24 protein-coding genes are annotated in these 25,124 nt (G+C 60.9%); 16 read left to right on the top strand and 8 right to left on the bottom strand.

Annotation, left to right across the window (positions count from 1 at the left end):
• Positions 1-145: 145 nt before the first annotated feature.
• Positions 146-1,111 (top strand): GlxA family transcriptional regulator, encoded by a 966-nt coding sequence (locus KW840_RS05990; protein ID WP_218494666.1) that lies wholly within the window; start codon positions 146-148, stop codon positions 1,109-1,111.
• A 144-nt stretch (positions 1,112-1,255) separates the two neighbouring features.
• Here the strand turns inward: KW840_RS05990 and KW840_RS05995 are convergent, their stop codons facing one another.
• Positions 1,256-3,655 carry a penicillin acylase family protein gene (locus tag KW840_RS05995; protein ID WP_218494667.1) on the bottom strand — a complete coding sequence of 800 codons (2,400 nt, stop codon included), beginning with the start codon at positions 3,653-3,655 and terminating at the stop codon, positions 1,256-1,258.
• Positions 3,656-3,757: 102 nt separating this feature from the next.
• The gene (locus KW840_RS06000; RefSeq protein ID WP_218494668.1) at positions 3,758-4,339 is read right to left on the bottom strand and encodes a DUF6436 domain-containing protein; all 582 of its coding nucleotides are present in this window, start codon (positions 4,337-4,339) and stop codon (positions 3,758-3,760) included.
• A 96-nt stretch (positions 4,340-4,435) separates the two neighbouring features.
• Here KW840_RS06000 and KW840_RS06005 point away from each other — a divergent pair, with 96 nt between their 5' ends.
• The gene (locus KW840_RS06005) at positions 4,436-5,383 is read left to right on the top strand and encodes an alpha/beta hydrolase (protein ID WP_218494669.1); all 948 of its coding nucleotides are present in this window, start codon (positions 4,436-4,438) and stop codon (positions 5,381-5,383) included.
• A gap of 111 nt (positions 5,384-5,494) precedes the next feature.
• Here the strand turns inward: KW840_RS06005 and KW840_RS06010 are convergent, their stop codons facing one another.
• Positions 5,495-6,247 (bottom strand): DUF2059 domain-containing protein, encoded by a 753-nt coding sequence (locus KW840_RS06010; RefSeq protein ID WP_057712860.1) that lies wholly within the window; start codon positions 6,245-6,247, stop codon positions 5,495-5,497.
• A gap of 108 nt (positions 6,248-6,355) precedes the next feature.
• On the opposite strand from KW840_RS06010, the gene KW840_RS06015 reads away from it, so the two are divergent.
• A complete protein-coding gene (locus tag KW840_RS06015) occupies positions 6,356-6,988 on the top strand; it encodes a 2OG-Fe(II) oxygenase (RefSeq protein WP_218494670.1) in 633 nt (210 codons plus the stop codon).
• A 2-nt stretch (positions 6,989-6,990) separates the two neighbouring features.
• A complete protein-coding gene (locus KW840_RS06020) occupies positions 6,991-7,476 on the top strand; it encodes a DUF523 domain-containing protein (RefSeq protein WP_218494671.1) in 486 nt (161 codons plus the stop codon).
• Positions 7,477-7,615: 139 nt separating this feature from the next.
• Here KW840_RS06020 and KW840_RS06025 read toward each other — a convergent pair whose 3' ends face one another.
• Complete coding sequence (locus KW840_RS06025) at positions 7,616-8,200, bottom strand: transporter substrate-binding domain-containing protein (RefSeq protein WP_090452009.1); 585 nt, start codon at positions 8,198-8,200, stop codon at positions 7,616-7,618.
• Between the two features lie 135 nt (positions 8,201-8,335).
• On the opposite strand from KW840_RS06025, the gene KW840_RS06030 reads away from it, so the two are divergent.
• The gene (locus KW840_RS06030) at positions 8,336-8,758 is read left to right on the top strand and encodes a DUF4399 domain-containing protein (protein ID WP_057712864.1); all 423 of its coding nucleotides are present in this window, start codon (positions 8,336-8,338) and stop codon (positions 8,756-8,758) included.
• A gap of 62 nt (positions 8,759-8,820) precedes the next feature.
• On the opposite strand, the gene serA is transcribed toward KW840_RS06030, so the two are convergent.
• Positions 8,821-10,050 carry a phosphoglycerate dehydrogenase gene (gene serA, locus KW840_RS06035; RefSeq protein ID WP_007976393.1) on the bottom strand — a complete coding sequence of 410 codons (1,230 nt, stop codon included), beginning with the start codon at positions 10,048-10,050 and terminating at the stop codon, positions 8,821-8,823.
• Between the two features lie 206 nt (positions 10,051-10,256).
• On the opposite strand from serA, the gene KW840_RS06040 reads away from it, so the two are divergent.
• The 4 genes from KW840_RS06040 to KW840_RS06055 all read left to right on the top strand — a co-directional run bounded on the left by KW840_RS06040 (position 10,257) and on the right by KW840_RS06055 (position 14,564).
• On the top strand, positions 10,257-11,651 hold the full coding sequence (locus KW840_RS06040; protein WP_218494672.1) for an FAD-binding oxidoreductase: 1,395 nt from the start codon (positions 10,257-10,259) through the stop codon (positions 11,649-11,651).
• A gap of 38 nt (positions 11,652-11,689) precedes the next feature.
• Positions 11,690-12,355, top strand: coding sequence for a fumarylacetoacetate hydrolase family protein (locus KW840_RS06045; RefSeq protein ID WP_056726437.1), 666 nt, complete (start codon positions 11,690-11,692; stop codon positions 12,353-12,355).
• A gap of 257 nt (positions 12,356-12,612) precedes the next feature.
• Positions 12,613-13,539 (top strand): SdiA-regulated domain-containing protein, encoded by a 927-nt coding sequence (locus KW840_RS06050; protein WP_090452005.1) that lies wholly within the window; start codon positions 12,613-12,615, stop codon positions 13,537-13,539.
• Positions 13,540-13,646: 107 nt separating this feature from the next.
• The gene (locus tag KW840_RS06055) at positions 13,647-14,564 is read left to right on the top strand and encodes an SdiA-regulated domain-containing protein (protein WP_057712866.1); all 918 of its coding nucleotides are present in this window, start codon (positions 13,647-13,649) and stop codon (positions 14,562-14,564) included.
• 146 nt (positions 14,565-14,710) lie between these two features.
• Here the strand turns inward: KW840_RS06055 and rpiA are convergent, their stop codons facing one another.
• Complete coding sequence (gene rpiA, locus KW840_RS06060; protein ID WP_218494673.1) at positions 14,711-15,385, bottom strand: ribose-5-phosphate isomerase RpiA; 675 nt, start codon at positions 15,383-15,385, stop codon at positions 14,711-14,713.
• A gap of 275 nt (positions 15,386-15,660) precedes the next feature.
• Between rpiA and ilvA the strand changes: the two genes are divergently transcribed.
• Together ilvA and KW840_RS06070 are read left to right on the top strand one after the other, a co-directional pair.
• Complete coding sequence (ilvA, locus tag KW840_RS06065) at positions 15,661-17,175, top strand: threonine ammonia-lyase, biosynthetic (protein WP_057712867.1); 1,515 nt, start codon at positions 15,661-15,663, stop codon at positions 17,173-17,175.
• Between the two features lie 40 nt (positions 17,176-17,215).
• Positions 17,216-17,641 (top strand): DUF2269 domain-containing protein, encoded by a 426-nt coding sequence (locus tag KW840_RS06070; RefSeq protein WP_218494674.1) that lies wholly within the window; start codon positions 17,216-17,218, stop codon positions 17,639-17,641.
• 119 nt (positions 17,642-17,760) lie between these two features.
• Here KW840_RS06070 and KW840_RS06075 read toward each other — a convergent pair whose 3' ends face one another.
• Complete coding sequence (locus tag KW840_RS06075) at positions 17,761-18,417, bottom strand: HAD family phosphatase (RefSeq protein WP_150813768.1); 657 nt, start codon at positions 18,415-18,417, stop codon at positions 17,761-17,763.
• Positions 18,418-18,560: 143 nt separating this feature from the next.
• Here KW840_RS06075 and KW840_RS06080 point away from each other — a divergent pair, with 143 nt between their 5' ends.
• Both KW840_RS06080 and ptsP read left to right on the top strand, forming a co-directional pair.
• Positions 18,561-19,040, top strand: coding sequence for an RNA pyrophosphohydrolase (locus KW840_RS06080; protein WP_053163553.1), 480 nt, complete (start codon positions 18,561-18,563; stop codon positions 19,038-19,040).
• Between the two features lie 22 nt (positions 19,041-19,062).
• Complete coding sequence (gene ptsP / locus KW840_RS06085) at positions 19,063-21,342, top strand: phosphoenolpyruvate--protein phosphotransferase (RefSeq protein ID WP_057712870.1); 2,280 nt, start codon at positions 19,063-19,065, stop codon at positions 21,340-21,342.
• Between the two features lie 114 nt (positions 21,343-21,456).
• Here the strand turns inward: ptsP and KW840_RS06090 are convergent, their stop codons facing one another.
• Positions 21,457-22,203, bottom strand: a complete 747-nt coding sequence (locus KW840_RS06090; protein WP_218494675.1) for an NRDE family protein — start codon at positions 22,201-22,203, stop codon at positions 21,457-21,459.
• 133 nt (positions 22,204-22,336) lie between these two features.
• On the opposite strand from KW840_RS06090, the gene KW840_RS06095 reads away from it, so the two are divergent.
• The 3 genes from KW840_RS06095 to KW840_RS06105 all read left to right on the top strand — a co-directional run bounded on the left by KW840_RS06095 (position 22,337) and on the right by KW840_RS06105 (position 25,044).
• The gene (locus KW840_RS06095) at positions 22,337-23,119 is read left to right on the top strand and encodes a sulfite exporter TauE/SafE family protein (protein ID WP_057712872.1); all 783 of its coding nucleotides are present in this window, start codon (positions 22,337-22,339) and stop codon (positions 23,117-23,119) included.
• Positions 23,120-23,216: 97 nt separating this feature from the next.
• Positions 23,217-24,023: a prolipoprotein diacylglyceryl transferase gene (lgt, locus tag KW840_RS06100; protein WP_057712873.1), complete on the top strand. Its 807-nt coding sequence runs from the start codon at positions 23,217-23,219 to the stop codon at positions 24,021-24,023.
• Positions 24,024-24,072: 49 nt separating this feature from the next.
• The gene (locus KW840_RS06105; RefSeq protein ID WP_218494676.1) at positions 24,073-25,044 is read left to right on the top strand and encodes a thymidylate synthase; all 972 of its coding nucleotides are present in this window, start codon (positions 24,073-24,075) and stop codon (positions 25,042-25,044) included.
• Positions 25,045-25,124 lie beyond the last annotated feature (80 nt).

Here is a 25,124-nt window from a genome sequence, read left to right on the forward strand (position 1 = left end):
ACCCTGTAGGAGCGAGCTTGCTCGCGATGGAGGTCAACGATGACGCCGGCTGCCTGGATGAACGCGGTGCCCTCACGTGCATCGCGAGCAAGCTCGCTCCTACAAAGGGACGGTGCAATCAGATCCAAGGGAGGCGATTCACGTCATGAGTAAAACCGTAGCCATCGTGGTGTTCGCCGGCGTTCAGTCGCTGGATGTCACCGGCCCCATGGATGTGTTTTCCGAGGCCAATCGCTTCCTTGCCCCGCAGGATCACTATCGGCTGGAGGTGATCGGCGTCGAGCGCGGGATGATGGCGTGCTCCAACGGTTTGGCCCTCAATGCCCATCGGCATTTCAGCGAAGCGCTGGAGCCGTATGACCTGTTGCTGGTGGCGGGCGGGCCGCAGTTGCCGTTCATGGATTTCGGCATGGCATTCGATGGCTGGTTGCGCGATGCCTGCGTGCGGGCCAAGCGCTTCGGCTCGATTTGCAACGGCGCGTTCATGCTCGCCCGGGCCGGATTGCTGGAGGGGCGCACGGTCACTACGCATTGGCAGGACGCATCGGATCTGGCTGCACTGTGCCCCTCGTCCCGGGTGGAAGCGGATCGACTGTATGTTGAGGACGGCGAGCTGTTCACCTCGGCCGGGGTCACAGCGGGGATCGATCTGTCGTTGTATCTATTGGGCCGTGATCATGGGCCGGAAGTTGCACTGAGCGTCGCCAAGCGGCTGGTGGTGTTCACCCAGCGTTCGGGCGGGCAGTCGCAATTCAGCCCGTTCCTCACGCCCCACGCCGAAGCGGATTCGGCGGTAGCGATGGTGCAGCATTACGTGCTGGCCAACCTGACGGGCGACCTGGCCATCGCCGACCTGGCCAATGCCGCCAACATGAGTGCGCGCAACTTCTCCCGGGTGTTTGCCAGGGAAGCGAAAATCACCCCGGCCGAGTTCGTCGAGCGAGCGAGGGTCGATGCGGCGCGCACGCTGCTGGAAAGAACCCGTGCGCCGCTCAAGACCGTGGCCTATCAATGCGGTTTTCGCGATGCCCAGCACATGCGCAGTGTGTTCAATCGCAGGTTGGGGGTGACGCCGCAGCAGTTCCGGCTGAACTTTGCGGCGATGGTTTGAGCTGAATTTGTAGGCGCCTATCAGGGCCCCATCGCGAGCAAGCTCGCTCCCACAGGGATCTTTGTTGAACACAAACTTTGTGAACACCAGAAAACCTGTGGGGGCGAGCTTGCTCGCGATGAGGCCAGCCCGGCCAGCAAAAATCTATGGTACAACCCGCGCCGGCAACAGCTTCAACGTACTGCGGGTATTGGCCGTGACCTCTTCTTCATTGAGATGCGCCTGGAAGTACATCCCCTCGACGTAGGCCTCGGCCTGATCATCATAGTGGCTGTCGAACAGGACTCCGCTCTGGCCGACCGGGTTGATGGTCAGGCTGTGGGCCGGGTCGGCGAAGTCGATCAGGCGCCGGGTCGAAGGGCCGTAGGTGACAGGCCACGGAGCTGGGCCGATCTTCGCCGAGAGGTTGTTCGGCACTTCATGACTGCCAGGTGCGGCGAAGGGGCCGACATTGAAGAACAGGTCCAGCGGCTTTTGCTGCCCGAGCGGATGGCCATGGGTCAATGTGTGCGCGCTGCCCCACTGCCATTGCGAGGCGTCTGCGCCGAGGGTGCTCTTGAGGTGCGCGAGGCTGGCTTGCCAGGCGGCCTTCACCGTGTCGGCACGGGTTTCCTTGCCGAGGGTGCTGCGGTTGTCCCACCACGGCGAATCGGCGCTGGCGACCAGGCGGGGGAGCGCGGCGTCGATCACCCGGGTCGAGAGCAGCGTTTCGAAGAAGTCGTTACCCAGTTCATCGCGCATCGTCGCGTCAGTCAGGTTGAACAGGAACTGGTTGAACAGCGTGGCACTGGTCGAGTCGATCGGGTAATCGCCTTTCCACTGGGCCAGTTGCTCCACCAGTTTGAGTTCGGCGGGATCGCTCACCACTTCGCGCAACACCGGCAACAGCGGTGCCAACAGGCGCGGGCCGTAGGCGGTAGTGGTGCCCAGTTGCAGTTTCTGGCTGTTTTCCAGGTCCCATTTGATCGCTTTGTCGCTGAGCTGGCGATTGAGTTGCTGGCCGCGATCGGCAAGGTTGTAGTAGCCGGGAATCTCCATGCCGGTTGGCGACACCGGCTGGAAGTTGGCCGAGACGATGTAGCCCCGGGCCGGGTTTTCTTCCTGAGGGTTGGCGCTGAACGGGTAGAAACCATCCTTGTCCGCCTCGGCGGTGCTGCCGTCGAGGATGAACCACGGGCGTACACCCGCCGGGCGTTTAGGCAATTGCGCCGCCGCCCACCAGCCAATATCTCCCTTGGCATTGGCCCAGACAACGTTCAGGCCCGGGGCCTGGATTTTTGCCGCGGCACCACGGGCCTTGGCCAGGGTGTCGGCGCGATTGAGCTGGTAGAAACCCTCCAGGATCGGGTTCTGGCTTTCGAGAAATGCCCACCACATGGCAATCGGCGTTTTACCGACGCCGCTGCCCAAGGCATCGTTGACGATCGGCCCGTGGGGCGACTGACGCAACACCAGGGTGACTGGCGCCTGGCCCTTGACTGCGATCTGCTGCTCGCTGGTCGTCATGTCCACCCACTTGCCGCGATACCAGACCTGATTGGGGTTGTCCGGGTTGACCTTCTCGGCGATCAGGTCGAGGTCGTCATTCTGGAACATGGTGATGCTCCAGCCGAAGTCGTGGTTCATGCCCAGCGACGCAAACGGCATCAAGGCCTGATAGTGGCCGTAGAGTTCGAAGCCGGGCGCCGAGAGCTGCGCTTCGTACCACACCGACGGCGCGGAAAAACGGATATGCGGATCACCCGCCAGCAGCGGCTTGCCGCTTTGGGTCCGGCTGCCCGCGACGACCCAGGCGTTGCTGCCCTCGAACTGTGGCAGGCCGTTGTCAGCCAGGGCTTGTTCGCTCAAGCGGGCGAGGGCATTGAGGTCTTTCCAGTCGGCGCTGGCCAAGGTGGTGCCGGTCCCGTTGAGCACGCCCTTGGGCTGCCAGTCGAGATCGAAGATGTTCAGGTATTGGGGCCCCAGTTGATCGCGCACGAATGTCAGCAAGGGTTCGGTACGAAATGCCGCAGCAAAACTGTAGGCCATGTAGCCGGCGATGCTGATGGTGTCCTGGGCCGTGAACGGGCGTTTTGGAATGCCCAGCACTTCGAACTCCACGGGTTTGGCGTGGCTGTCCTGATACTGGTTGATGCCGTCCAGATAGGCTTGCATGGCGATGAAGGAGGGCGACTGCTTGTCGAGGTTCGCCAGGTAAGTTTCTGCGCGTTCGCGAATGCGCAGGCTGCGCATCAGTTTGTCGGTGTCGAGCAGCTTCGGCCCGAGCACTTCAGCCAGTTCGCCACGGGCCAGGCGACGCAGGACTTCCATCTGGAACAGGCGGTCCTGGGCATGCACGTAGCCGAGGGCGCGGTACAGGTCGGTTTCGTTGTCGGCGCGGATGTGCGGGATGCCACGTTCGTCGTAGCGCACGGTGACGGAGCCTTGCAGGTGTTGCAGTTCCACCATGCCCTGGCGTGACGGCTGCTTGCTGTAGAGGTACCAGCCGGCTCCGGAGGCCAGCACGACGATCAACAGAGCGAGAGCGGTCAGGCTGCGTTTCATAAGAGTCCTTGTTGTTATCGTGATTCCTGATGCCACTGTGTAACACGGGGTGCCGATTTGGCGCATCGCCCGTAGGAGGGATTCGTATTACCCCGTCTTTCCCTATTTAGTTGGATCGACAGGCCACGGGCAGTAACAACCTACGGCCAGTGTGTGCGTGGCACTCACCGCACGGCCTTCATCCAGCGCCTGCAGGATCGGTTCGATAAAGCTGTTGCTCGAATTGCAGGTCAGGCCTTCGCTGTACGGGCCGAAGTACGCCAGTTTGCCGCTACGATCCCAGATCGCCACGGCCGGGCTGGCGGGGATCTGTTCGGAGCCGGGCAGGATGTCGATGGTTTTGAGGCTGCTCAAGTTGCTCGGCAATTGGCCGTGGCTACCGGGTTTTTGCACGGCATAGAATTCCACGCCATGGGGTAGGTAGCGCTCGACCAGCTCGGTCAGGTGTTGTTGATTGCCGACATTGCACGGGCAGGCCGGGTCCCAGAAATGCACAAGACGGATGGCGCCAGGGCCGGCGAGGGGTTCGGGAAGGCGTAGCGGATCACCGGAAAACATCGCGGTGTGCTCGCTGAACGCCCGCAAGTAACGTCCCTGGAACCAGTCGTAGGCCGCCCACAATACGCCAGCACACACCACGGCGAGCAGGCTGGCAAACAGGGGGGCGCGAAGGGGCGAGCGCATCGGTTCAATCCTCGAAGGGTGGCTAGCTTGCCATGCTTGCCGCGACAGATGAATATCGCAGGCCTATAAAGTCCGTTTCACGTTCTGGAATCGTCCATGCCGGCCACTTTCGACCCTGATCTTCTACGTGCAAGCCTGCTGCCATTGGCTGCCGGGCAGCCGTTGTCGGCGCAGGCGCAGGCTTACCAGCGATTCTACGGGCTGGATTTTGCCCCGCGTCAGTTGCGCAGCGGCCTTGGGCGATTCGAGGTCGACGGTTATGAGCTGGTCAGCCAGTTCTGGTGGCCCGAGCGAGCCAAGGCGACGCTGTTTGTCATCCACGGTTTCTACGACCACACCGGGCTCTATCGGCATGTGATCGAGTGGGCGCTGGACCAGGGCTTTGCGGTGATTGCCTGCGACTTGCCGGGGCATGGCCTGTCCAGTGGCGAACGGGCGAGCATCAAGGATTTCGCCGAGTATCAGGACGCATTGCAAGGGTTGTTCCGCGAGGCGCAATCCCTCGACTTGCCGCAGCCGTGGCACTTGTGCGGGCAGAGCACCGGCGGGGCGATCGTGATCGATCATGTGTTGAATGCGGGGGCGAGCAGCCCGGCCCAGGGCCAGGTGATTTTGCTGTCGCCGCTGGTGCGGCCGCGGGCGTGGGGTTGGTCGCAACTGAGTTACTACCTGCTCAAGCCTTTCGTCAAAGCCATCGCCCGGCGTTTCAGCGAGAACTCCAACGACCCGGCCTTTCTGCCGTTTCTGCAGGCCGATCCGTTGCAGCCGTTGCGCCTGCCGACAGCCTGGGTGGGCGCGTTGGCGCGCTGGATCAAACGTATCGAGGCCGCCCCCATGAGTACCCGCCGGCCGCTGATCGTGCAGGGGCAGGCCGACATGACGGTGGATTGGGAGCACAACCTGGAAGTGTTGCGGGGCAAGTTTGATCGGCCGCAGGTGCTGATGCTGCCCGAGGCACGACATCATCTGGCGAATGAGACGCTGGTGATGCGGCAGGAGTATTTCGGGTTTTTGACCAGGCGGATCAAGGGTCGCAATCCCTAGTGCCTGTTCCGGCCCCATCGTGAGCAAGCTCGCTCCCACAATGGGCCGGCGTACGCAGATCCAATGTGGGAGCGAGCTTGCTCGCGATAGCGATCGGTCAGGTGCCGAAGATCACTGGGTCAGGTTAGAATTGCTCTGCCCCACCGCCAACCCCGCCCGAATCGCCGCCAGCGCCGCTTGATAATAAGCCTGGCCTTCCGCCGATTCGGCAAAGGTTGCGAACTCTTCCAGTTCGTTGTCCGACAGGTCGCGATAGACATACAGCAGTGTGTTGTTGAGGTCGCTACCGATCTGCTCCATCAGGCGCTGGCGCTGGCCGTTGAGCATGCCCTGGGCCTGACCGGCACCGAGCAATCCCGGGATCATTGAACTCAAGCTATCGGCGGCGACGCCAGCAATCGCCAGACTGACTTCCGCACCGGCCTCGCGAGCGGGCAGGGCTTGTGCCAAATGGCCGATGATCAACATGCGGCTGTCGCTGGCCTGCATCTTTGGCAGACCCTTGGCGTTTTTTGCCAGTTGGTCGCGACGGGTCGCCAGCAACTCGGCGGCGACGATTTTCTTGCCCAGGGGCGACTGGAAAAACGTCAGCGCGGGTTTGGGGTCGGCGAGGTTCTTGCGCAATTGCGCTTCGGCACGCTGGTCCACGGCCTTGGCGGAAAATCGCTGATTGCTGTTGCTGACCAGTGCCTGAAACACCGCCGGCGGCAGGCTGCCCTGGTAGCGTTGCTGAGCAGCCGAGAGGGCATCGCTGAAATGCGCGCGTTGTTCCGGCCAGCCGGCGACCTTGTACAACTGATCGTGGCCGTCTGCCCAGGCGGGCAAAACGCAGAACATCAGCAGGGATAAAAGCAAACGGCGCATAGGGACTCCAGTCAGCAGGCGACTATTCTCCGTGTGGCACCCCTGCTTGTCGAGAATTCGTATCAACCCGCTGCGCGGCTCTGTCGGATTTCCGGGCACAGGAATACTATGCGCGCCATGCAAATATCCTCTGATCACCCGCTGCTGCTACGAATCGTCGACGACCTGGCCGAGCACGGCTGGTCGCAGCAGAATATTTTCCTGCCTCAGGACTTGACCCGAGAGCTGGCGGCCGAGTGTCGCAAACGTGCTGCAGAGGGTCAGCTGGCTCCGGCCGCCGTGGGCCGTGGGCCGTCATCGGAGATCCGCGAAGGGATTCGTGGCGACCATATCCAGTGGATCGACCCCGGCCAGGCCGAGGCGTGCGACAGCTATCTGAGTTTGATGGACAGCCTGCGCGAGGCGATCAATCGCGGTCTGTTTCTCGGCCTGGAGGATTTCGAAAGCCATTTTGCGATGTACCCGCCCGGCGCCTTCTACCTGAAGCACGTCGACCGTTTTCGCGATGACGACCGGCGCATGGTTTCGGCGGTGGTTTATCTCAATGACGGCTGGCTTCCCGAACACGGCGGCCAGTTGCGCATGTACCTCGACAATGATCGCGTCTACGACGTGGAACCTGTCGGTGGCTGCCTGGTGGTGTTTCTCTCCGGCGAGGTTCCCCACGAAGTCCTGCCCGCGACCCGGGATCGACTGTCGCTGACCGGCTGGTTCCGCCGGCGCGGCAACGAGCCGTTCTGATCATGCAGAAAATTCTCGTCAGCCGCTGCCTGTTGGGCCACCGCGTCCGTTACGACGGTGGGGCCAGCGGGCCGTTCGATCAGCTTCAGCAGTGGCTTGATGAGGGGCGGGTCGTGCCGTTGTGCCCCGAGGTGGCTGGTGGATTGCCAACACCTCGGGCGGCGGCGGAAATTCCAGGCGGGCAGGGCACGCAAGTCCTCGATGGCCAGGCGTTGGTGATCACCACCGAGGGCGAGGACGTTAGTGCGCAGTTTCTGTCGGGGGCGTATCAGGCACTGGAGCTGGTAAAAAAGCATGGCATCCGCATCGCCGTCCTCAAGGCCAACAGCCCTTCCTGCGGCAATTTGCTGACCTATGACGGGACGTTCAGCGGCGTGAAAGTCAGTGGCGAGGGCGTGACGGCGGCGCTACTCAACCGTCACGGGGTGCAGGTGTTCAGTGAGCTGGAGTTGCCGCAGGCGGCACAGGCGTTGGTAGCGCTGGATTAACGAGCGACACAAGACACTGTGGGAGCGAGCTTGCTCGCGATGAGGCCTGTCCAGCCAACATTGATGTTGAATGTCAGGCCGCCATCGCGAGCAAGCTCGCTCCCACAGGGTTCATCTTTTACTTCAACTTCCCGATGGCTCAAGGTTTCGGCACCACACCCGCATCCGCCCCCAGCCACTTCTGTTCCAGCGCTTGCAGTCGCCCGTCATCCTTGATTCGTTGCAATGCGTTTTCCAGGCTGGCTTGGAACGCCGGATTACCCTTCTGAAACGGAATCGCCAGGTTCACGGCCGGGTTGGTTTTGGGCTTCTCTTCCGTCAGCGATTGGACCAGCAAAATGGAGCGAGGCTCTTCTTTCTGCGCGATCAATTGCGCATTGGTTTGAATGTAAGGTTCGCTGAAGTCGAAACGATCCTTGAGATCCGGGGTCACTGCTATGTGGTTGATAGCGATGTCGTATTTGCCGCTTTCGACGCCGGTCAGCAGATCGCTGCCGTCGGTGACGACGAAGTCGGCCCGGACATCGAGTTCACTTGCGAGCAGTTGGCCCAACTCGATTTCGAAGCCGGTGAGCTTGTCGTCATCCTTGAAATTGAACGGGGGAGTGTTGGCTTCAACGGCAATGCGCAATTCGCCCCGGTCGTTGACGTCATCAATCAATTCGGCATGAGCCAAAGGGCTCAGAAGGGGTAGCAGGCAGATCAGGCCAGGCAGAAAGCGCATGGTCACTCCTTTGAATTTATTATCGCGATCCTCTGATTCAGGCTCGCTTTGCTATGGTTGTCGAGTGCCTTCGACAACGAATGGCCATGAAGTTGTCATGGTCACGCGAATATTACGGAAAAACTGGAGAAGAGAATGAAAACCTTTATGTCACGTGCTGCTTTGGCTGGCCTGTTGATGGGTGTTTCGGTGCTGGCCAGTGCAACGCCGGCTCCGAAGGGCGCCGAAGTGTCCATCGTGTCTCCCAAGGATGGTGCGACGGTTCCACAGACGGTCGTCGTCAAGTTCGCTGTCGAGAACGTTGCCCTGGCACCGGCGGGCAATACCACCAAGAACACCGGTCATCACCACTTGCTGATCGACGTCGACGAACTGCCAGCCGCCGGTGCGCCGATTCCCAAAGATGCCAACCACCAGCATTTCGGCAACGCGCAGACCCAGGCTGAAGTAACGCTCACACCGGGCAAACACACCTTGCAGCTTGAACTGGGCGATAGCAACCACATGCCGTTCGATCCGCCGATCGTTTCCGAGAAGATCACCGTCAACGTCAAGTAACGTTGTAGCGTGAATGAAAAAGGGAGCCCGAAGGCTCCCTTTTTTTGTCGCTCAAGTCGCGATCAGAACAGCACCCGGCTACGGATGGTGCCCTTGACGTGTTGCAGCTTCTCTTGCGCTAGGTCCGAGTACTCGGCGTCGACGTCGATCACCACGTAGCCGACCTTCTCGTTGGTCTGCAGGAACTGACCGGAGATGTTGATGCCGTTTTCGGCGAAGACTTTGTTGATCTCGCTGAGCACGCCTGGAATGTTTTCGTGGATGTGCAGCAGGCGGTGCTTGCCAGGGTGAGCCGGCAGGGCCACTTCCGGGAAGTTCACGGACGATACCGACGTACCGTTGTCGCTGTACTTGACCAGTTTTTCCGCCACTTCCAGGCCGATGTTGGCCTGGGCTTCAGCGGTGGAGCCACCGATGTGCGGAGTCAGGATCACGTTGTCCAGGCCACGCAACGGGCTTTCGAACTCTTCGTCGTTGGAGCGTGGCTCCACCGGGAATACGTCGATGGCCGCGCCGATCAGGTGCTTGTCCTTGATGGCAGCCGCCAGGTGGTCCAGTTCGACCACGGTGCCGCGGGCGGCGTTGATCAGGATGCCGCCTTTCTTGATGGCGCGGATTTCCTTCTCGCCCATCATCCACTGGGTGGCGGCGGTTTCCGGTACGTGCAGCGAAACGATGTCGGACATCGCCAGCAGCTCGTGCAGGTTGCCTACCTGAGTGGCGTTACCCAGTGGCAGCTTGGTGATGGTGTCGTAGAAGTACACCTGCATGCCCAGGCCTTCCGCCAGGACCGACAGTTGAGTACCGATCGAGCCGTAACCGACGATGCCCAGCTTCTTGCCGCGGATCTCGAAGGAGTTGGCCGCGCTCTTGATCCAGCCGCCACGGTGGCAGGAAGCGTTCTTCTCAGGGATGCCGCGCAGCAGCAGGATCGCTTCGGCCAGCACCAGCTCCGCTACGGAACGGGTGTTGGAGTACGGTGCGTTGAACACCGCGATGCCGCGTTCGCGGGCCGCGTCCAGGTCGACCTGGTTGGTGCCGATGCAGAAACACCCTACAGCCACGAGCTTCTTCGCGTGATCGAAGATCTCTTCGGTCAGTTGAGTGCGGGAGCGAATGCCGATGAAGTGAGCATCAGCGATCTTTTCCTTGAGCTGGGCTTCCGGCAGAGAACCAGTGAGGTACTCGATGCTGGTGTAGCCCGCCGCCTTGAGGACGTCGACAGCCGATTGGTGGACGCCTTCGAGAAGAAGGAACTTGATCTTGCTCTTATCGAGAGAAGTCTTGCTCATCTGCGTAAACCTGTATCCCGGAGAAAAATGGCAGGAAAGGGAGCAGCCCGGAGCTGACCCGCACGGCAGGAAAGCCGTCACCGCAGAACAGCCCTTGGGCACTATCCTGCGGGGTCGTTATGCTAGCATATGCACCCCGCTAAACACTCATTCCTGCGACGTGAAGCGTTCTCAGGATGACCATGAATTGTTCGAGAGTTCTGTCGATGACCAATCCTGCCCTGATTGAAGAGCTGAAGACCCTGGTTGAGCCTGGCAAGGTGCTGACCGATGCCGACTCCCTGAATGCTTACGGAAAGGATTGGACCAAGCATTTCGCCCCGGCCCCGACCGCCATCGTGTTCCCCAAGACCACCGAGCAGGTCCAGGCCATTGTCCTGTGGGCCAATAAACACAAGGTGGCGCTGGTGCCGTCCGGTGGTCGTACCGGTCTTTCCGCAGCAGCGGTGGCGGCCAGTGGTGAAGTGGTCGTGTCGTTCGACTACATGAACCAGATCCTCGACGTGAACCTCACTGACCGCACGGCCGTTTGCCAGCCGGGCGTGGTCACCGAGCACCTGCAGAACGTGGCCGAAGAAAACGGCCTGTACTACCCGGTTGACTTCGCTTCGGCGGGTTCGAGCCAGATTGGCGGCAATATCGGCACCAATGCCGGCGGGATCAAGGTGATTCGCTACGGCATGACCCGTAACTGGGTTGCCGGCATGAAAGTGGTCACCGGCAAGGGCGACGTGCTGGAGCTGAACCGCGACCTGATCAAGAACGCCACCGGCTACGACATGCGTCAGCTGTTCATCGGCGCCGAAGGCACCCTCGGGTTCGTGGTCGAAGCGACCATGCGCCTGGACCGTGCGCCGAAAAACCTCACCGCCATGGTCCTCGGCACCGCCGATTTTGACTCGATCATGCCGGTGCTGCACGCCTTCCAGAGCAAGCTTGACCTGACCGCCTTCGAATTCTTCTCCGACAAAGCCCTGGCCAAAGTCATGGCCCGTGGCGATGTGCCGGCGCCGTTCGAATCCGATTGCCCGTTCTACGCGCTGCTGGAATTCGAAGCGACCACCGAAGAAGTGGCCAACCACGCCCTGGAAACCTTCGAGCACTGCGTCGAGCAGGGCTGGGTGCTGGACGGCGTGATGAGCCAGAGCGAAACCCAGTTGCAGAACCTGTGGAAGCTGCGCGAATACATCTCCGAAACCATTTCCCACTGGACGCCGTACAAGAACGACATTTCGGTCACCGTATCGAAAGTTCCGGCATTCCTGAAGGAAATCGACGCGATCGTCGGTGAACACTACCCGGACTTCGAAATCGTCTGGTTCGGCCACATCGGCGACGGCAACCTGCACTTGAACATCCTCAAGCCGGATAACCTGAGCAAGGATGAGTTCTTCGCCAAGTGCGCCACCGTCAACAAGTGGGTGTTCGAAACCGTCGAGAAGTACAACGGTTCGATCTCCGCCGAGCACGGCGTGGGTATGACCAAGCGTGACTACCTGACCTACAGCCGCTCGCCGGTCGAGATCGAGTACATGAAAGCGGTCAAGGCGGTGTTCGACCCGAACGGCATCATGAACCCGGGCAAGATTTTCGCTGTTTGATTTTCGAACTTTAAGAGCCAACGAAGCAGGAGTCGGTAATGAGCTATCAGCACCAGTATGTCGACGGTACGCGCATTCACTTCCCGTTGGGGAAAGTGGTGTGCATCGGCCGTAACTACGCCGAACACGCCAAGGAACTGGACAATCCGGTGCCGACCGAGCCACTGCTGTTCATCAAGCCGGGCAGTTGCGTGGTGCCGCTGGAAGGCGGTTTCAGCATTCCGACCGAGCGCGGTTCGGTGCATTACGAAGCGGAAATCGCGGTGTTGATCGGCAAGCCGTTGTCGACCAAACCGAGCCGCGAAGAAGTGCTCGACGCTATCTCCGGTTTCGCTCCAGCCCTGGACCTGACCCTGCGCGACAAGCAGGCCGAGCTGAAATCCAAGGGCCTGCCCTGGGAAATCGCCAAGTCCTTCGACGGTGCGGCAGTGCTTGCTCCGTTCGTGTCCGGCAGCACGTTTGCCGACCTGACCGACATCGGCATCCGCCTGACCATCAACGGTGAAGTGCGCCAGGATGGCAACAGCAGCGCGATGCTCAACCCGATCGTGCCGATGATCCAGCACATGGCCGGCTGCTTCTCGTTGCAGGCCGGGGACGTGATCCTCACCGGCACGCCAGTGGGCGTTGGCCCGCTGAATGTCGGTGACGAGATCGTTCTGGAATTGCCGGGCGCCAGCAGTTTCACCAGCAGCGTTCGCTAGTTGTAACACCGCTGTACCCTGTGGGAGCGAGCCTGCTCGCGATAGCGGTGTGTCATTCAATATCTTTGTTGGCTGACACGCCCCCATCGCGAGCAGGCTCGCTCCCACATTGGTTTTTTCAGGGTCTGTAAAAGGCTCACCCTGTCATTTCCCGTTTTTTTCACATCCTGTCTGGATAATTTCAGGGCTTTCGGCCTCTGAGCCGGCCCCAAACTGTGCTATTACCCCTAGCCTGAATTTCTGGAACGCATTCCCCGATGGCCACTTCTCCGCTTTCCACGCTTGAACCTGTCCGCCGTTCGCGCTTCGCCCTGCGTTGGCACACCTGGCTGCTGCTGGTGGCTGTTGTCGCCTACGGCGTTGCATTCGCCATGCACTGGGATTCGCGGGGCGTGCTCTGGGTGAAGGAACAATTCAAGAGCCCGGCCGAGCGCCAGGCGAGCATCTGGCTGCCGGACTATCGTGCGGTGATCGATGCCAAGCCGTTGCCGGGCATGGAGAAGGATGAAGCATCGGACATGGTCTACGACCCTCAGACCAAGACTCTGTTTTCGGTCATGGGCAAGAACCCGTTCCTGGTCGAATTGAACTTGCAGGGCGATGTGCTGCGCAAAATGCCGTTGGTGGGCTGGAGCAACCCTGAGGGCGTCACCGTGCTGGGCGACGGCCGGCTGGCCATTGTCGATGAGCGCGAGCATCTGATATCTATCGTCAAGGTCGATGCCGATACCCGCGAATTGAATATGGCCGACTTCCCGAAATACGACCTCGGGCCTTCCAGCGACCAGAACAAGGCGTTCGAGGGTGTCACCTGGGACCCGAGCAATCAGCAACTGCTGCTGGGCGAAGAGCGCCCGCCGGCATTGTTTGCCTGGAAAGGTGACGGCAAGGTCCTGACCGGCGACAAGCTGAAGTTGGCCAGCCATGCACTGGACATGCGCAACCTGTCTGCCTTGGCCGTCGACCCGCGGACTGGCCACATGCTGGTGTTGTCCGCCGACTCGCACCTGTTGCTGGAGCTGGACAAGAAGGGTGAGCAGGTCAGTTTCATCACCCTGCTGCGTGGCTTCAACGGCCTGAAAAATACCATTCCCCGTGCCGAAGGCGTGACCATGGATGAAGCGGGCACGCTGTACATGGTGAGTGAGCCGAATCTGTTTTATCGCTTCGAAAAACAGAAGTAACCAACGCCTGCGCTGATTGCCTGTACGTAAAAGGCCGGCGGCCATTAAGCTTCAGTTCAGACGGGCGTGATATTTCATCCGCCTGTTTTGACCCCGAGCCCACCCGAATGCGTCGATTTGCCCGCCCCAAATCCCTGATCCTGATCCTGTCGGTGATCTTGCTGATCGCATTGATCGCGATCGCCCAGTACATGCGCCTGTTCGAGCGTACCTGGTTCAATCTGCATACGCTGTGGCAGCCGGTGAGTTCCCGGTCCATGGGCCTGGACCAATACCAGGTCGTGACCGAGGCGCAGGTGATCGATGGCCTGGCCGACAACGTTTCAGCGCTGACCTACGACCCGGTACGCAAAAGCCTGTTCACCGTCACCAACAAACGAAGCGAGCTGATCGAGTTGTCCCTCGACGGCAGGATCTTGCGTCGTGTGGCGCTGGTCGGTTTCGGCGATCCGGAGGCGGTGGAGTTCATCAGCGAAGACATCTACGTGGTCACTGACGAAAGTCAGCAGCGGCTGATCAAGATTCGTCTGGAGCAGGACACCACTTTCGTTGATGCGGCAGATGCCGAGCAGATGACCATTGGCGTTCACATGGGAGGCAACAAGGGCTTCGAGGGTCTGGCTTACGATTCAGTCGGCAAGCGCCTGTTCGTCGCCAAGGAGCGCAATCCGATGCTGATCTACGAGGTGCACGGTTTTCCGCGCTTCAATCCTGAAGAATCCTACTCGGTGCACGTGATCAACGATCCCAAGCGTGATGCCGGGATGTTCGTGCGGGATCTGTCGAGCCTGCAATACGATGAGCGCAGCGGGCATTTGCTGGCGCTGTCGGATGAGTCGCGATTGATTCTGGAGCTGGATGTGGATGGGCGGCCGCTGAGCACAATGTCATTGAGCAAGGGGCGCCATGGCCTGCAAAAAACCGTGCCGCAAGCGGAGGGGATCGCCGTGGACGACGACGGTACGCTGTACATCGTCAGCGAGCCGAACCTGTTCTACGTGTTCAAGAAACCCACGCAACTCTGACCGACACCACAAAACACTGTGGGAGCGAGCTTGCTCGCGAAGGGGTCGTGTCAGTCGACAGAGATATCAACTGAGAGACCGCTTTCGCGAGCAAGCTCGCTCCCACAGGTTTTTTCATCTGCCCACAAAAGTGTGGGTGGTCCAGGTTACTCGGCGCGCAGGGTCTTCACGCCTTCGCTGGTCCCCAGCAACAACAGATCCGCCGGACGTGCCGCGAACAAACCGTTGGTGACCACGCCGACGATCGCATTGATCTGTGTCTCCAGCTCCACCGGATTGGTGATCTGCATGTTGAACACGTCGAGGATGATGTTGCCGTTGTCGGTCAGCACGCCTTCGCGGTAAACCGGGTCGCCGCCGAGCTTCACCAGTTCGCGGGCCACGTGGCTGCGGGCCATCGGGATCACTTCCACCGGCAGCGGGAAAGTACCGAGGACCGGCACCAGTTTGCTGGCGTCGGCGATGCAGATGAAGGTCTTGGCCACGGCCGCGACAATCTTCTCGCGGGTCAGGGCAGCGCCGCCGCCCTTGATCAGGTTCAGGTGCTCGTCGCTTTCATCGGCGCCGTCGACGTAGAACTCCAGATCGCCGACGGTGTTCAGTTCGTACACCGGAATCCCGTGGCCCTTGAGACGCGCGGCGGTGGCTTCGGAACTGGCGACGGCGCCGTCGAATGCGCCCTTGTGCTTAGCCAGCGCGTCGATGAAGCAGTTGGCGGTGGAGCCGGTGCCGACCCCGACGATGCTCTTGTCGTCGAGTTTCGGAAGGATGAAGTCGACGGCGGCCTGAGCCACTGCCTGTTTGAGTTGATCCTGGTTCATGCGGGCTCCGGGGTGCCTGGGAGGGGACGAAAGGCCGGCATTATAGGCTTCGGGGCGGGGAAGGTCATTGCCCGATTGGCAGATCAGGTGCGTTCCCGATTCCTGTAGGAGCGAGCTCGCTCGCGATGGACTTGAACGATAACGCGTAAAACCAGGTACCCCGCGGCGCCTTTGGGTTTCTCGCGAGCAAGCTCGCTCCGACAACAGGTGGTCGTACGGACAAAAGCCGGGTTAGACTCCGTGGTCCTGCCCAACCCGCTCAGTGATGCTTTCCGATGCTTGAACAGTACGTCAAAAAGATCCTCACCTCGCGCGTTTATGACGTTGCCGTAGAAACTCCGTTGCAGTCTGCCCGCCAGCTCTCCGAGCGGCTGGGCAACAGCATTTGGCTCAAGCGCGAAGACTTGCAGCCGGTGTTCTCGTTCAAGATTCGCGGCGCCTACAACAAGTTGACCCAGTTGAGCGACGAAGAGCGCGCTCGCGGCGTGGTCACCGCGTCGGCCGGCAACCATGCTCAGGGCCTGGCCCTGGCGGCGAAGGTGTTGGGCGTGAAAGCGACCATCGTCATGCCCAAGACCACCCCGGAGATCAAGGTCGAAGGCGTGCGCTCCCGTGGTGGCAAAGTGGTGCTGCACGGCGACTCGTTCCCGGAAGCCCTAGCCTACTCGCTGAAACTGGTCGACGAAAAAGGCTACGTCTACATTCACCCGTACGACGATCCCCACACCATTGCCGGGCAGGGCACCGTGGCGATGGAGATTCTGCGCCAGCACCCGCAGCCATTGGATGCGATTTTCGTCCCGGTGGGTGGCGGCGGCCTGATCGCCGGCATCGCGGCGTACGTGAAGTACCTGCGCCCGGACATCAAGATCATCGGCGTCGAACCGGATGACTCCAATTGCCTGCAAGCGGCCATGGCGGCCGGCGAGCGCGTGGTACTGCCGACCGTAGGCCTCTTCGCCGACGGTGTTGCGGTGGCCCAGATCGGTCAGCACACCTTTGACATCTGCAAAGACCATGTCGACGAAGTGATCACCGTCAGCACCGATGAAATCTGCGCCGCCATCAAGGATATCTACGACGATACCCGCTCGATCACCGAACCTGCCGGCGCCTTGGGCGTGGCCGGGATCAAGAAGTATGTCGAGCAACGCGGCGTCAGCGGCCAGACCTTCGTGGCCATCGACTCCGGGGCCAACGTCAACTTCGATCGCCTGCGCCACGTCGCCGAGCGTGCGGAGCTGGGCGAGGGCCGCGAAGCGATCATCGCCGTGACCATTCCCGAGAAACCGGGCAGCTTCAAGGCGTTCTGCGAGGCCATAGGCAAGCGCCAGATCACCGAATTCAACTACCGCTACAACACCGGCAGCGAAGCGCACATCTTTGTCGGCGTGCAGACCCACCCGGAAAACGACCCGCGCAGCGCGCTGATCGCCAGCCTGAGCGAGCAGGGTTTCCCGGTGCTGGACCTGACCGACAACGAACTGGCCAAGCTGCACATCCGTCACATGGTCGGCGGGCGTGCGGCGCATGTGGTCGACGAAGTGATCCTGCGTTTCGAATTCCCGGAGCGTCCGGGGGCGCTATTCAACTTCCTCAACAAGCTGGGCGGGCGTTGGAACATCTCAATGTTCCACTACCGCAACCATGGCGCGGCGGATGGCCGGGTCGTCGCGGGTCTGCAGGTGCCCCACGACGAGCGCCACCTGGTGCCGGCGGCGCTGGAAGAAATCGGTTACCCGTACTGGGACGAAAGCGACAACCCGGCCTATCAGCTGTTTCTTGGCTGAACGGCTACGCTGACGGGCAAGGCAATAAGGAAATCTGACAATGGAAACGTTAACTGCTCTGAAAACAGCGCACATGGTGGCGACAGTTGTACTGCTGGCTTGTGCGCTGGGGCTGGGAGTCTGGGTTTTGCTGGCGTGGCGCAAGGGTGACGCGACGGCGGGTAGTCGCACCTTGCAGCGGCCAAGGGTGTTTGTCTGGCTGCTGATGGGCCTGGCGCTGCTGAGCATGCCGTTTACCGGCTGGTGGATGGTGCACCTGGTGGGCTGGCCGCTGGGGCAGACCTGGTTGCTGGCCTCCAGCGTGCTTTACACCGTGGCGGCGCTGGCGTGGTTCTGGCTGCTGGTGCGGCTCAACAAACTGCGCAAGACACCGGGTGGCGTGGGGAAATTCACCTTTGCCTTGGCGTTGTTCAGCTTTGTCTGCTTTGTCGCCATTGCGGGGTTGATGGGCGCCAAGCCTGTGTAGGAGCAGCCGGTCGACGCTCGATTGCTCGCGAAAAACTCAAGATCGCCGCGGGGCATCAGGTGCCCCGCGTTATCGTTAACGACCATCGCGAGCAAGCTCGCTCCTACAGTAAGGCGATATCAGCCGCGCAGGCTGATCACCGGCCAGCCACGCTTCTCGGCCTCGGCCCGCAGGTTCGGATCCGGATCGACCGCCACCGGATGGGTCACCTGCTCCAGCAACGGAAAATCATTCATCGAATCGCTATAGAAGTAGCTGTCTTCCAGCGTAAACCCGGTTTCCTCCAGCCAGCGATTCAAGCGCGTTACCTTGCCCTCGCGGAAGCACGGCACGTCGGTGCTGCGTCCGGTGTAGCGGCCATCGACCATTTCGCATTCTGTGGCGATCAGGGTTTCGACCCCCAGGCGCTCGGCAATGGGACCTGTGACGAAGCGGTTGGTCGCCGTGATGATCACCAGTTTGTCGCCGGCATCGCGGTGCTTCTTCAGCAGCTCAAGTCCCTTGGGCAGCACGATCGGTTCGATGCAGTCGCGCATGTAATCGCTGTGCCACTGATCCAGCGTGGCCATTTCGGTGCGGCCGAGTACTTCCAGGCAGAAGTTCAGGTAAGCAGCGTTATCCAGTTTGCCGGCCAGGTAATCCTGGTAGAACGCATCGTTGCGAGCCTTGTAGGCGACGGCGTCGAGAAAGCCACGCTCGCACAGGTAATCGCCCCAGGCGTGATCGCTGTCACCGCCCAGAAGGGTGTTGTCCAAATCGAATAAAGCCAGGCGCATTGCAGTTACCCGCTGAAAAGTCAGTAAAAAGGCGACAAGAATACGGTCTTTTCACAAGAGTGCACATAAGGTAGGAACCTTCGTTGCCGCCTTCACAACCTTTGTGGAACAATGCGGCGACATGCGTTTGCGAGGTTGTTGCCGTGATCGACCCCGATGGTTTTCGCCCCAATGTCGGGATCATTCTGACGAATGACGCCGGCCAGGTGCTATGGGCTCGCCGAATCAATCAAGATGCCTGGCAGTTTCCGCAGGGGGGAATCAACCCCGAAGAGACGCCAGAAGACGCCTTGTACCGCGAGCTGAACGAAGAAGTGGGCCTTGAGCGCGAAGATGTTGAAATTCTCGCCTGCACCCGGGGCTGGTTGCGCTATCGTTTGCCGCAACGTCTGGTACGTACCCACAGTCAACCGCTGTGCATCGGCCAGAAACAGAAATGGTTTCTCCTGCGCCTGGTCTCCAACGAGCAGCGGGTGCGGATGGATTTGACCGGTAAACCGGAATTCGATGGCTGGCGCTGGGTCAGCTATTGGTATCCGTTGGGCCAGGTGGTGACATTCAAGCGCGAGGTGTATCGACGCGCTCTCAAAGAGCTTGCCCCGCGCCTTTTAGCGCGCGACTGACGACGGAGTTCGACCCCGAGCCATGCTCAATACGCTGCGCAAGATCGTCCAGGAAGTTAACTCCGCCAAGGATCTCAAGGCGGCGTTGGGGATTATTGTGTTGCGCGTCAAAGAGGCCATGGGCAGCCAGGTCTGCTCGGTCTACCTGCTTGATCCGGAGACCAACCGGTTCGTACTGATGGCCACCGAGGGCTTGAACAAGCGCTCGATCGGCAAGGTCAGCATGGCCCCCAACGAAGGTCTGGTGGGTCTGGTCGGCACGCGTGAAGAACCCCTGAACCTCGAAAACGCCGCGGACCACCCGCGCTATCGCTACTTCGCCGAAACCGGTGAAGAGCGTTTCGCTTCGTTCCTCGGGGCGCCGATCATCCACCACCGTCGCGTCGTCGGCGTGTTGGTCATCCAGCAAAAAGAGCGTCGCCAGTTCGATGAAGGGGAAGAAGCCTTCCTCGTGACCATGAGCGCGCAGTTGGCCGGCGTTATCGCCCATGCCGAGGCCACAGGCTCCATCCGTGGCCTGGGTCGTCAGGGCAAGGGCATCCAGGAAGCCAAGTTCGTCGGCGTGCCGGGCTCGCCGGGTGCCGCGGTCGGTACTGCGGTGGTCATGCTGCCGCCTGCTGACCTGGACGTGGTGCCGGACAAGACCATCACCGACATCGACGCTGAACTGGGGCTGTTCAAGACCGCCATCGAGGGCGTGCGCGCCGACATGCGCACCTTGTCCGCCAAGCTTGCCACGCAGTTGCGCCCGGAAGAGCGGGCCTTGTTCGACGTCTACCTGATGATGCTCGACGATGCTGCGCTGGGCAGCGAAGTGACCACCGTGATCAAGACCGGCCAGTGGGCCCAGGGCGCGTTGCGCCAGGTGGTCACCGATCACGTCAACCGTTTCGAATTGATGGACGACGCTTACCTGCGCGAGCGTGCATCCGACGTCAAGGATCTCGGCCGTCGCTTGCTGGCTTATTTGCAGGAAGAGCGCCAGCAAACCCTGGTCTACCCCGACAACACCATTCTGGTCAGCGAAGAACTGACGCCGGCGATGCTCGGCGAGGTGCCGGAAGGCAAGCTGGCCGGCCTGGTGTCGGTACTCGGTTCCGGTAACTCCCACGTCGCGATCCTGGCCCGCGCCATGGGCATCCCGACCGTGATGGGCCTGGTCGACCTGCCGTACTCCAAGGTCGACGGCATCCAGATGATCGTCGACGGCTACCACGGCGAGGTCTACACCAACCCGAGTGAAGTGCTGCGCAAGCAGTTCGCCGAGGTGGTCGAGGAAGAGAAACAACTGGCCCTCGGACTGGATGCGCTGCGCGATCTGCCATGCGTGACGGTCGATGGCCACCGCATGCCGCTGTGGGTCAACACCGGCCTTCTGGCGGATGTGGCGCGTGCGCAGAAGCGTGGTGCCGAAGGCGTGGGCCTGTACCGCACCGAAGTGCCGTTCATGATCAACCAGCGTTTCCCGAGCGAAAAGGAACAGCTGGCGATCTACCGCGAGCAACTGTCCGCGTTCCACCCGCAACCCGTCACCATGCGTACCCTGGACATCGGCGGCGACAAGTCACTGTCGTACTTCCCGATCAAGGAAGATAACCCGTTCCTCGGCTGGCGCGGCATTCGCGTCACTCTCGACCACCCGGAAATCTTCCTGGTGCAGACCCGTGCCATGCTCAAGGCCAGCGAAGGCCTGAACAACTTGCGGATTCTGCTGCCGATGATCTCCGGCACCCATGAATTGGAAGAAGCGCTGCACCTGATCCACCGCGCCTGGGGCGAAGTACGCGACGAAGGCTGCGACGTGCCGATGCCGCCGATTGGCGTGATGATCGAGATTCCGGCGGCGGTGTACCAGACCAAAGAACTGGCGCGGCAAGTGGATTTCCTGTCGGTCGGTTCCAACGACCTGACCCAGTACCTGCTGGCCGTGGACCGCAACAACCCGCGAGTGGCCGACCTCTACGATTACCTGCACCCGGCGGTGCTTCAGGCGCTGCAGAACGTGGTGCGTGATGCCCACGCCGAAGGCAAGCCAGTGAGCATCTGCGGTGAAATGGCCGGTGATCCGGCGGCGGCGGTGCTGTTGATGGCGATGGGGTTCGACAGCCTGTCGATGAACGCCACCAACTTGCCGAAAGTGAAGTGGATGCTGCGCCAGATCAACCTGAGCAAGGCCAGGGAATTGCTGGCGGAGCTAATGACCATCGATAACCCGCAAGTGATTCACAGCTCGTTGCAGCTGGCGCTGAAGAACCTCGGGTTGGCGCGGATGATCAATCCGGCAGCAATCAAGCCCCTCTAAAACGCTGATGGTCCCATCGCGAGCAAGCTCGCTCCCACACTGGATCTGTGAACGCCGCAAATCCCCTGTGGGAGCGAGCTTGCTCGCGATGAGGCCTGTGCTGGCAACACAAGACTAAAGCCTGATCTCTACTTCCCCAAGATGCCCGCCATACGGCCCGAAACTCCTTTCGACCATATGCAGCGCCCCATCCGCCTGCACAATCAACGCCGTACTCGCCCGCGTTCCATAACTCTGGCTGGCAATGAACACGCTCGACAACAACGTTTCGGTGACCAGCCCCACTCCGGTATCCGGCAACTCGGCAAACGGCGCGGTCTGCGCATCGCTCAATAACGCCAGCAGCGCCTGAGGCTGCGGATCATCCAGCACCTCGCTCAATGCAGCCTTGGCCTTGAGCAGCTTCGGCCACGGCGTATCCAGCCCGGCGTTCGACACGCCGTAGACTCCCGGTTGCAGCATTACGGCTTCCGATTCCCGGGCGTTGAAGTGCCAGAGCTCGTTCCTGTTGCCAACCAGTAGATTGAAACCGCCATATTCAGGCGAACGTCTGACAACGTCGGCCAAATAGTCATCAATCGAGCAATCACCCTCGAGGAATCGCGCGACCAGCTCCCCACGAGACTTGCGTCCCGGCGGTCGATGGGGATCGCGGATGTTGGTCAGCGCCGCAAATCGTCCGTTGGCACCGACACCGAGCCAAGTGCCACCGGCCTCGAGGTCGCGCCCGGCATGCACATGCGGCGCTTCGGGCCATGGCGCCAAGGGCAGGCTGGGGCGGGCGTAGAATTCATCGCGATTGGCCGCCACGACCAGCGGCTGGGCATGACCCGGTCGCCAGGCAAAAACAATCAGGCACATCAGGCTGTCCTTGTGTGTTTTTTGCTCACTCTACGCAGACATCGCTCATCGATCCATCGCCTTGCGCAGTGGAGCTTGAGGCCATGCATCCGTTACCATGCCGCTCCGGTTTTGGGGATGCGGGCGGGACGACATGGAATTTCTGCTCTATCTGGCGCTCGGCGCCTGTGCAGGTGTACTCGCCGGGCTGTTTGGCGTGGGCGGCGGGATCATCATCGTCCCGGTGCTGGTGTTCAGCTTCAAGGCCCAAGGGTTCGATCCGTCGATCCTCACGCACCTGGCGGTGGGTACCTCCCTGGCGACGATCATCTTTACCTCGGTCAACGCGGTACGCGAGCATCATCGCCGTGGCGCCGTGCGTTGGCCGATCTTCATGTGGATGACCGTCGGCATTCTGGTCGGTGCCGGGTTTGGCGCGCTGACGGCCGAAGCGATTTCCGGCCCCAACCTGCAGAAACTCATTGGTGTTTTCGCCCTGGTGATCGCCGCTCAGCTGGCGCTTGAGGTCAAACCCAAGGCCAGCCGAACCGTGCCGGGCAAACTCGGTCTGACCGTGGCCGGCAGCGTGATTGGCTGGGCTTCGGCGATTTTCGGCATTGGCGGCGGTTCGTTGACCGTGCCATTCCTGACCTGGCGCAGTGTGCCGATGCAGCAAGCCGTGGCCACTTCATCGGCCTGCGGTCTGCCGATTGCCCTGGCCAGTGCATTAAGTTTCATGATTCTGGGCTGGCACGATCCGTTGCTCCCGGCCCATAGTCTCGGTTTCATTTATTTGCCGGCGTTGCTGGGCGTTGCCCTGACCAGCATGGTGTTCGCCCGCTTGGGCGCGCGATTGGCCCACAGGTTGTCGCCGAGGTTGCTGAAACGGCTGTTTGCCGCTTTGCTGTTCTGCGTTGGCCTGAACTTTCTAGTCTGAAGCATCTGCTCTGACGGGCAGCGCAATCCTGGCTTAATCCTGAGGTGGCAGCGTCGCCCGGGAATTTTTAAGATTTGAACTCTAACGAGGAGTCGCAATGCTGCCTTACCCGCAGATCGACCCGGTGGCCCTGGCCATCGGTCCGCTGAAAATCCACTGGTACGGTCTGATGTACCTGATCGGCATCGGCGGCGCCTGGCTGCTGGCCTCCCGCCGGTTGAACCGCTTCGACCCGACCTGGACCAAGGAAAAACTCTCCGACATGGTGTTCTGGATGTCGATGGGGGTGATTGTCGGCGGGCGCTTGGGTTATGTGCTGTTCTACGATCTGGGCGCCTATCTGGCCAACCCGACGCTGATCTTCGAAGTGTGGAAGGGCGGTATGTCGTTCCACGGCGGTTTCATCGGCGTGATGCTGGCGGCATTGTGGTTCGGCAAGAAGAACAACAAGTCGTTCTTCCAGCTGATGGATTTCGTTGCGCCGATGGTGCCGATTGGCCTGGGCGCCGGGCGTATCGGCAACTTCATCAACGCCGAGTTGTGGGGCAAGGCAACCGACGTGCCGTGGGCGATGGTCTTTCCGACCGATCCGGCGCAACTGGCGCGTCATCCGTCGCAGCTGTACCAGTTCGCCCTCGAAGGCGTGGCACTGTTCCTGATCCTGTGGCTGTTCTCGCGCAAGCCGCGGCCGACTATGGCGGTATCGGGGATGTTCGCGCTGTTCTATGGCATCTTCCGTTTCATCGTCGAGTTCGTCCGCGTACCGGACGCCCAGTTGGGCTATCTGGCCTGGAACTGGCTGACCATGGGGCAGGTACTGTGCGTGCCGATGATCGTCGGCGGGCTGTTCCTGATCTGGCTGGCGTATCACCGCGCCCCGGCGACTCCAGCGGCAGCCGTATAAAATTCGAACCCCGCAGCGATGGTTGCGGGTTCAAGGACACAGGTAATTCATGAAGCAATATCTCGAACTGGTCGCCCACGTCATCAAGAACGGCACCAAACAGGCCAATCGTACCGGCGTGAACACCATCAGTTTTCCCGGTGCGATGCTGCGTTATGACTTGCAGGAAGGTTTCCCGGCGATCACCACGCGCAAAATGGCCTTCAAATCGGCTATCGGAGAAATGTGCGGATTCCTGCGTGGCGTAAATAACGCTGCCGAATTCCGCGCCCTGGGCTGCAAGGTCTGGGACCAGAACGCCAACGAAAACGCCCAGTGGCTGGCCAACCCGTTCCGCCAGGGCGAAGACGACCTCGGCGAAATCTACGGCGTGCAATGGCGCAAATGGCCGGCGTACAAGCAGATTCCGCTCAGCAACCCGGCTGCCATCGAGCAGACCCTGAGCCAGGGTTATCGCCAGATTGCCGAAGGCGAGGAAGACGGTCAGGCCTACGTGGTGCTGTACAAGGCCATCGACCAGGTTCGCCAGTGCGTCGACACCATCATCAAGGACCCGGGCAGCCGTCGCATCCTGTTCCACGGCTGGAACTGCGCCCAGCTCGATGAAATGGCCTTGCCGCCGTGCCACCTGCTGTACCAGTTCCACCCGAATGTCGAGACCAAAGAGATCTCTTTGACCCTCTACATCCGCTCCAACGACCTGGGCCTGGGCACGCCGTTCAACCTCACCGAAGGCGCTGCGCTGCTGAGCCTGTTCGGTCGCCTGACCGGCTACACGCCGCGCTGGTTCACCTATTTCATCGGTGATGCCCACGTCTACGAAAACCACCTGGACATGCTCAACGAACAGCTCAAGCGCGAGCCCTTCCCGATGCCGAAACTGGTGATTTCCGACCGTGTGCCGGAGTTTGCCAAGACGGGTGTTTATCAGCCGGAATGGCTGGAGCTGGTGGAACCGGGCGATTTCTCGCTGGAAGGCTACGAACACCACGCGCCGATGACCGCGCCGATGGCGGTCTGAAAAAACACCACCGACCCTGTGGGAGCGAGCTTGCTCGCGATAGCGGTGTATCAGTCGACATCCATGTTGGCTGAACAGAC

The organism is Pseudomonas sp. PDM30 (assembly GCF_019218985.1).
GTDB classification, from domain to species: Bacteria; Pseudomonadota; Gammaproteobacteria; order Pseudomonadales; family Pseudomonadaceae; genus Aquipseudomonas; species Aquipseudomonas jessenii.

What these genes read in the sequence shown, in the direction of transcription:
- KW840_RS06025 (WP_090452009.1), bottom strand. Translation starts at nt 8,200, where the DNA reads ATGCGCTTTCTGCCTGGCCTGATCTGCCTGCTACCCCTTCTGAGCCCT.
- KW840_RS06030 (WP_057712864.1), top strand. Translation starts at nt 8,336, where the DNA reads ATGAAAACCTTTATGTCACGTGCTGCTTTGGCTGGCCTGTTGATGGGT.
- KW840_RS06090 (WP_218494675.1), bottom strand. Translation starts at nt 22,203, where the DNA reads ATGTGCCTGATTGTTTTTGCCTGGCGACCGGGTCATGCCCAGCCGCTG.
- KW840_RS05995 (WP_218494667.1), bottom strand. Translation starts at nt 3,655, where the DNA reads ATGAAACGCAGCCTGACCGCTCTCGCTCTGTTGATCGTCGTGCTGGCC.
- KW840_RS06005 (WP_218494669.1), top strand. Translation starts at nt 4,436, where the DNA reads ATGCCGGCCACTTTCGACCCTGATCTTCTACGTGCAAGCCTGCTGCCA.
- ilvA (WP_057712867.1), top strand. Translation starts at nt 15,661, where the DNA reads ATGCTTGAACAGTACGTCAAAAAGATCCTCACCTCGCGCGTTTATGAC.
- lgt (WP_057712873.1), top strand. Translation starts at nt 23,217, where the DNA reads ATGCTGCCTTACCCGCAGATCGACCCGGTGGCCCTGGCCATCGGTCCG.
- KW840_RS06095 (WP_057712872.1), top strand. Translation starts at nt 22,337, where the DNA reads ATGGAATTTCTGCTCTATCTGGCGCTCGGCGCCTGTGCAGGTGTACTC.
- ptsP (WP_057712870.1), top strand. Translation starts at nt 19,063, where the DNA reads ATGCTCAATACGCTGCGCAAGATCGTCCAGGAAGTTAACTCCGCCAAG.
- rpiA (WP_218494673.1), bottom strand. Translation starts at nt 15,385, where the DNA reads ATGAACCAGGATCAACTCAAACAGGCAGTGGCTCAGGCCGCCGTCGAC.
- KW840_RS05990 (WP_218494666.1), top strand. Translation starts at nt 146, where the DNA reads ATGAGTAAAACCGTAGCCATCGTGGTGTTCGCCGGCGTTCAGTCGCTG.
- KW840_RS06015 (WP_218494670.1), top strand. Translation starts at nt 6,356, where the DNA reads ATGCGCGCCATGCAAATATCCTCTGATCACCCGCTGCTGCTACGAATC.
- KW840_RS06050 (WP_090452005.1), top strand. Translation starts at nt 12,613, where the DNA reads ATGGCCACTTCTCCGCTTTCCACGCTTGAACCTGTCCGCCGTTCGCGC.
- KW840_RS06055 (WP_057712866.1), top strand. Translation starts at nt 13,647, where the DNA reads ATGCGTCGATTTGCCCGCCCCAAATCCCTGATCCTGATCCTGTCGGTG.
- KW840_RS06000 (WP_218494668.1), bottom strand. Translation starts at nt 4,339, where the DNA reads ATGCGCTCGCCCCTTCGCGCCCCCCTGTTTGCCAGCCTGCTCGCCGTG.
- KW840_RS06075 (WP_150813768.1), bottom strand. Translation starts at nt 18,417, where the DNA reads ATGCGCCTGGCTTTATTCGATTTGGACAACACCCTTCTGGGCGGTGAC.
- KW840_RS06020 (WP_218494671.1), top strand. Translation starts at nt 6,991, where the DNA reads ATGCAGAAAATTCTCGTCAGCCGCTGCCTGTTGGGCCACCGCGTCCGT.
- KW840_RS06070 (WP_218494674.1), top strand. Translation starts at nt 17,216, where the DNA reads ATGGAAACGTTAACTGCTCTGAAAACAGCGCACATGGTGGCGACAGTT.
- KW840_RS06040 (WP_218494672.1), top strand. Translation starts at nt 10,257, where the DNA reads ATGACCAATCCTGCCCTGATTGAAGAGCTGAAGACCCTGGTTGAGCCT.
- KW840_RS06010 (WP_057712860.1), bottom strand. Translation starts at nt 6,247, where the DNA reads ATGCGCCGTTTGCTTTTATCCCTGCTGATGTTCTGCGTTTTGCCCGCC.
- serA (WP_007976393.1), bottom strand. Translation starts at nt 10,050, where the DNA reads ATGAGCAAGACTTCTCTCGATAAGAGCAAGATCAAGTTCCTTCTTCTC.
- KW840_RS06045 (WP_056726437.1), top strand. Translation starts at nt 11,690, where the DNA reads ATGAGCTATCAGCACCAGTATGTCGACGGTACGCGCATTCACTTCCCG.
- KW840_RS06105 (WP_218494676.1), top strand. Translation starts at nt 24,073, where the DNA reads ATGAAGCAATATCTCGAACTGGTCGCCCACGTCATCAAGAACGGCACC.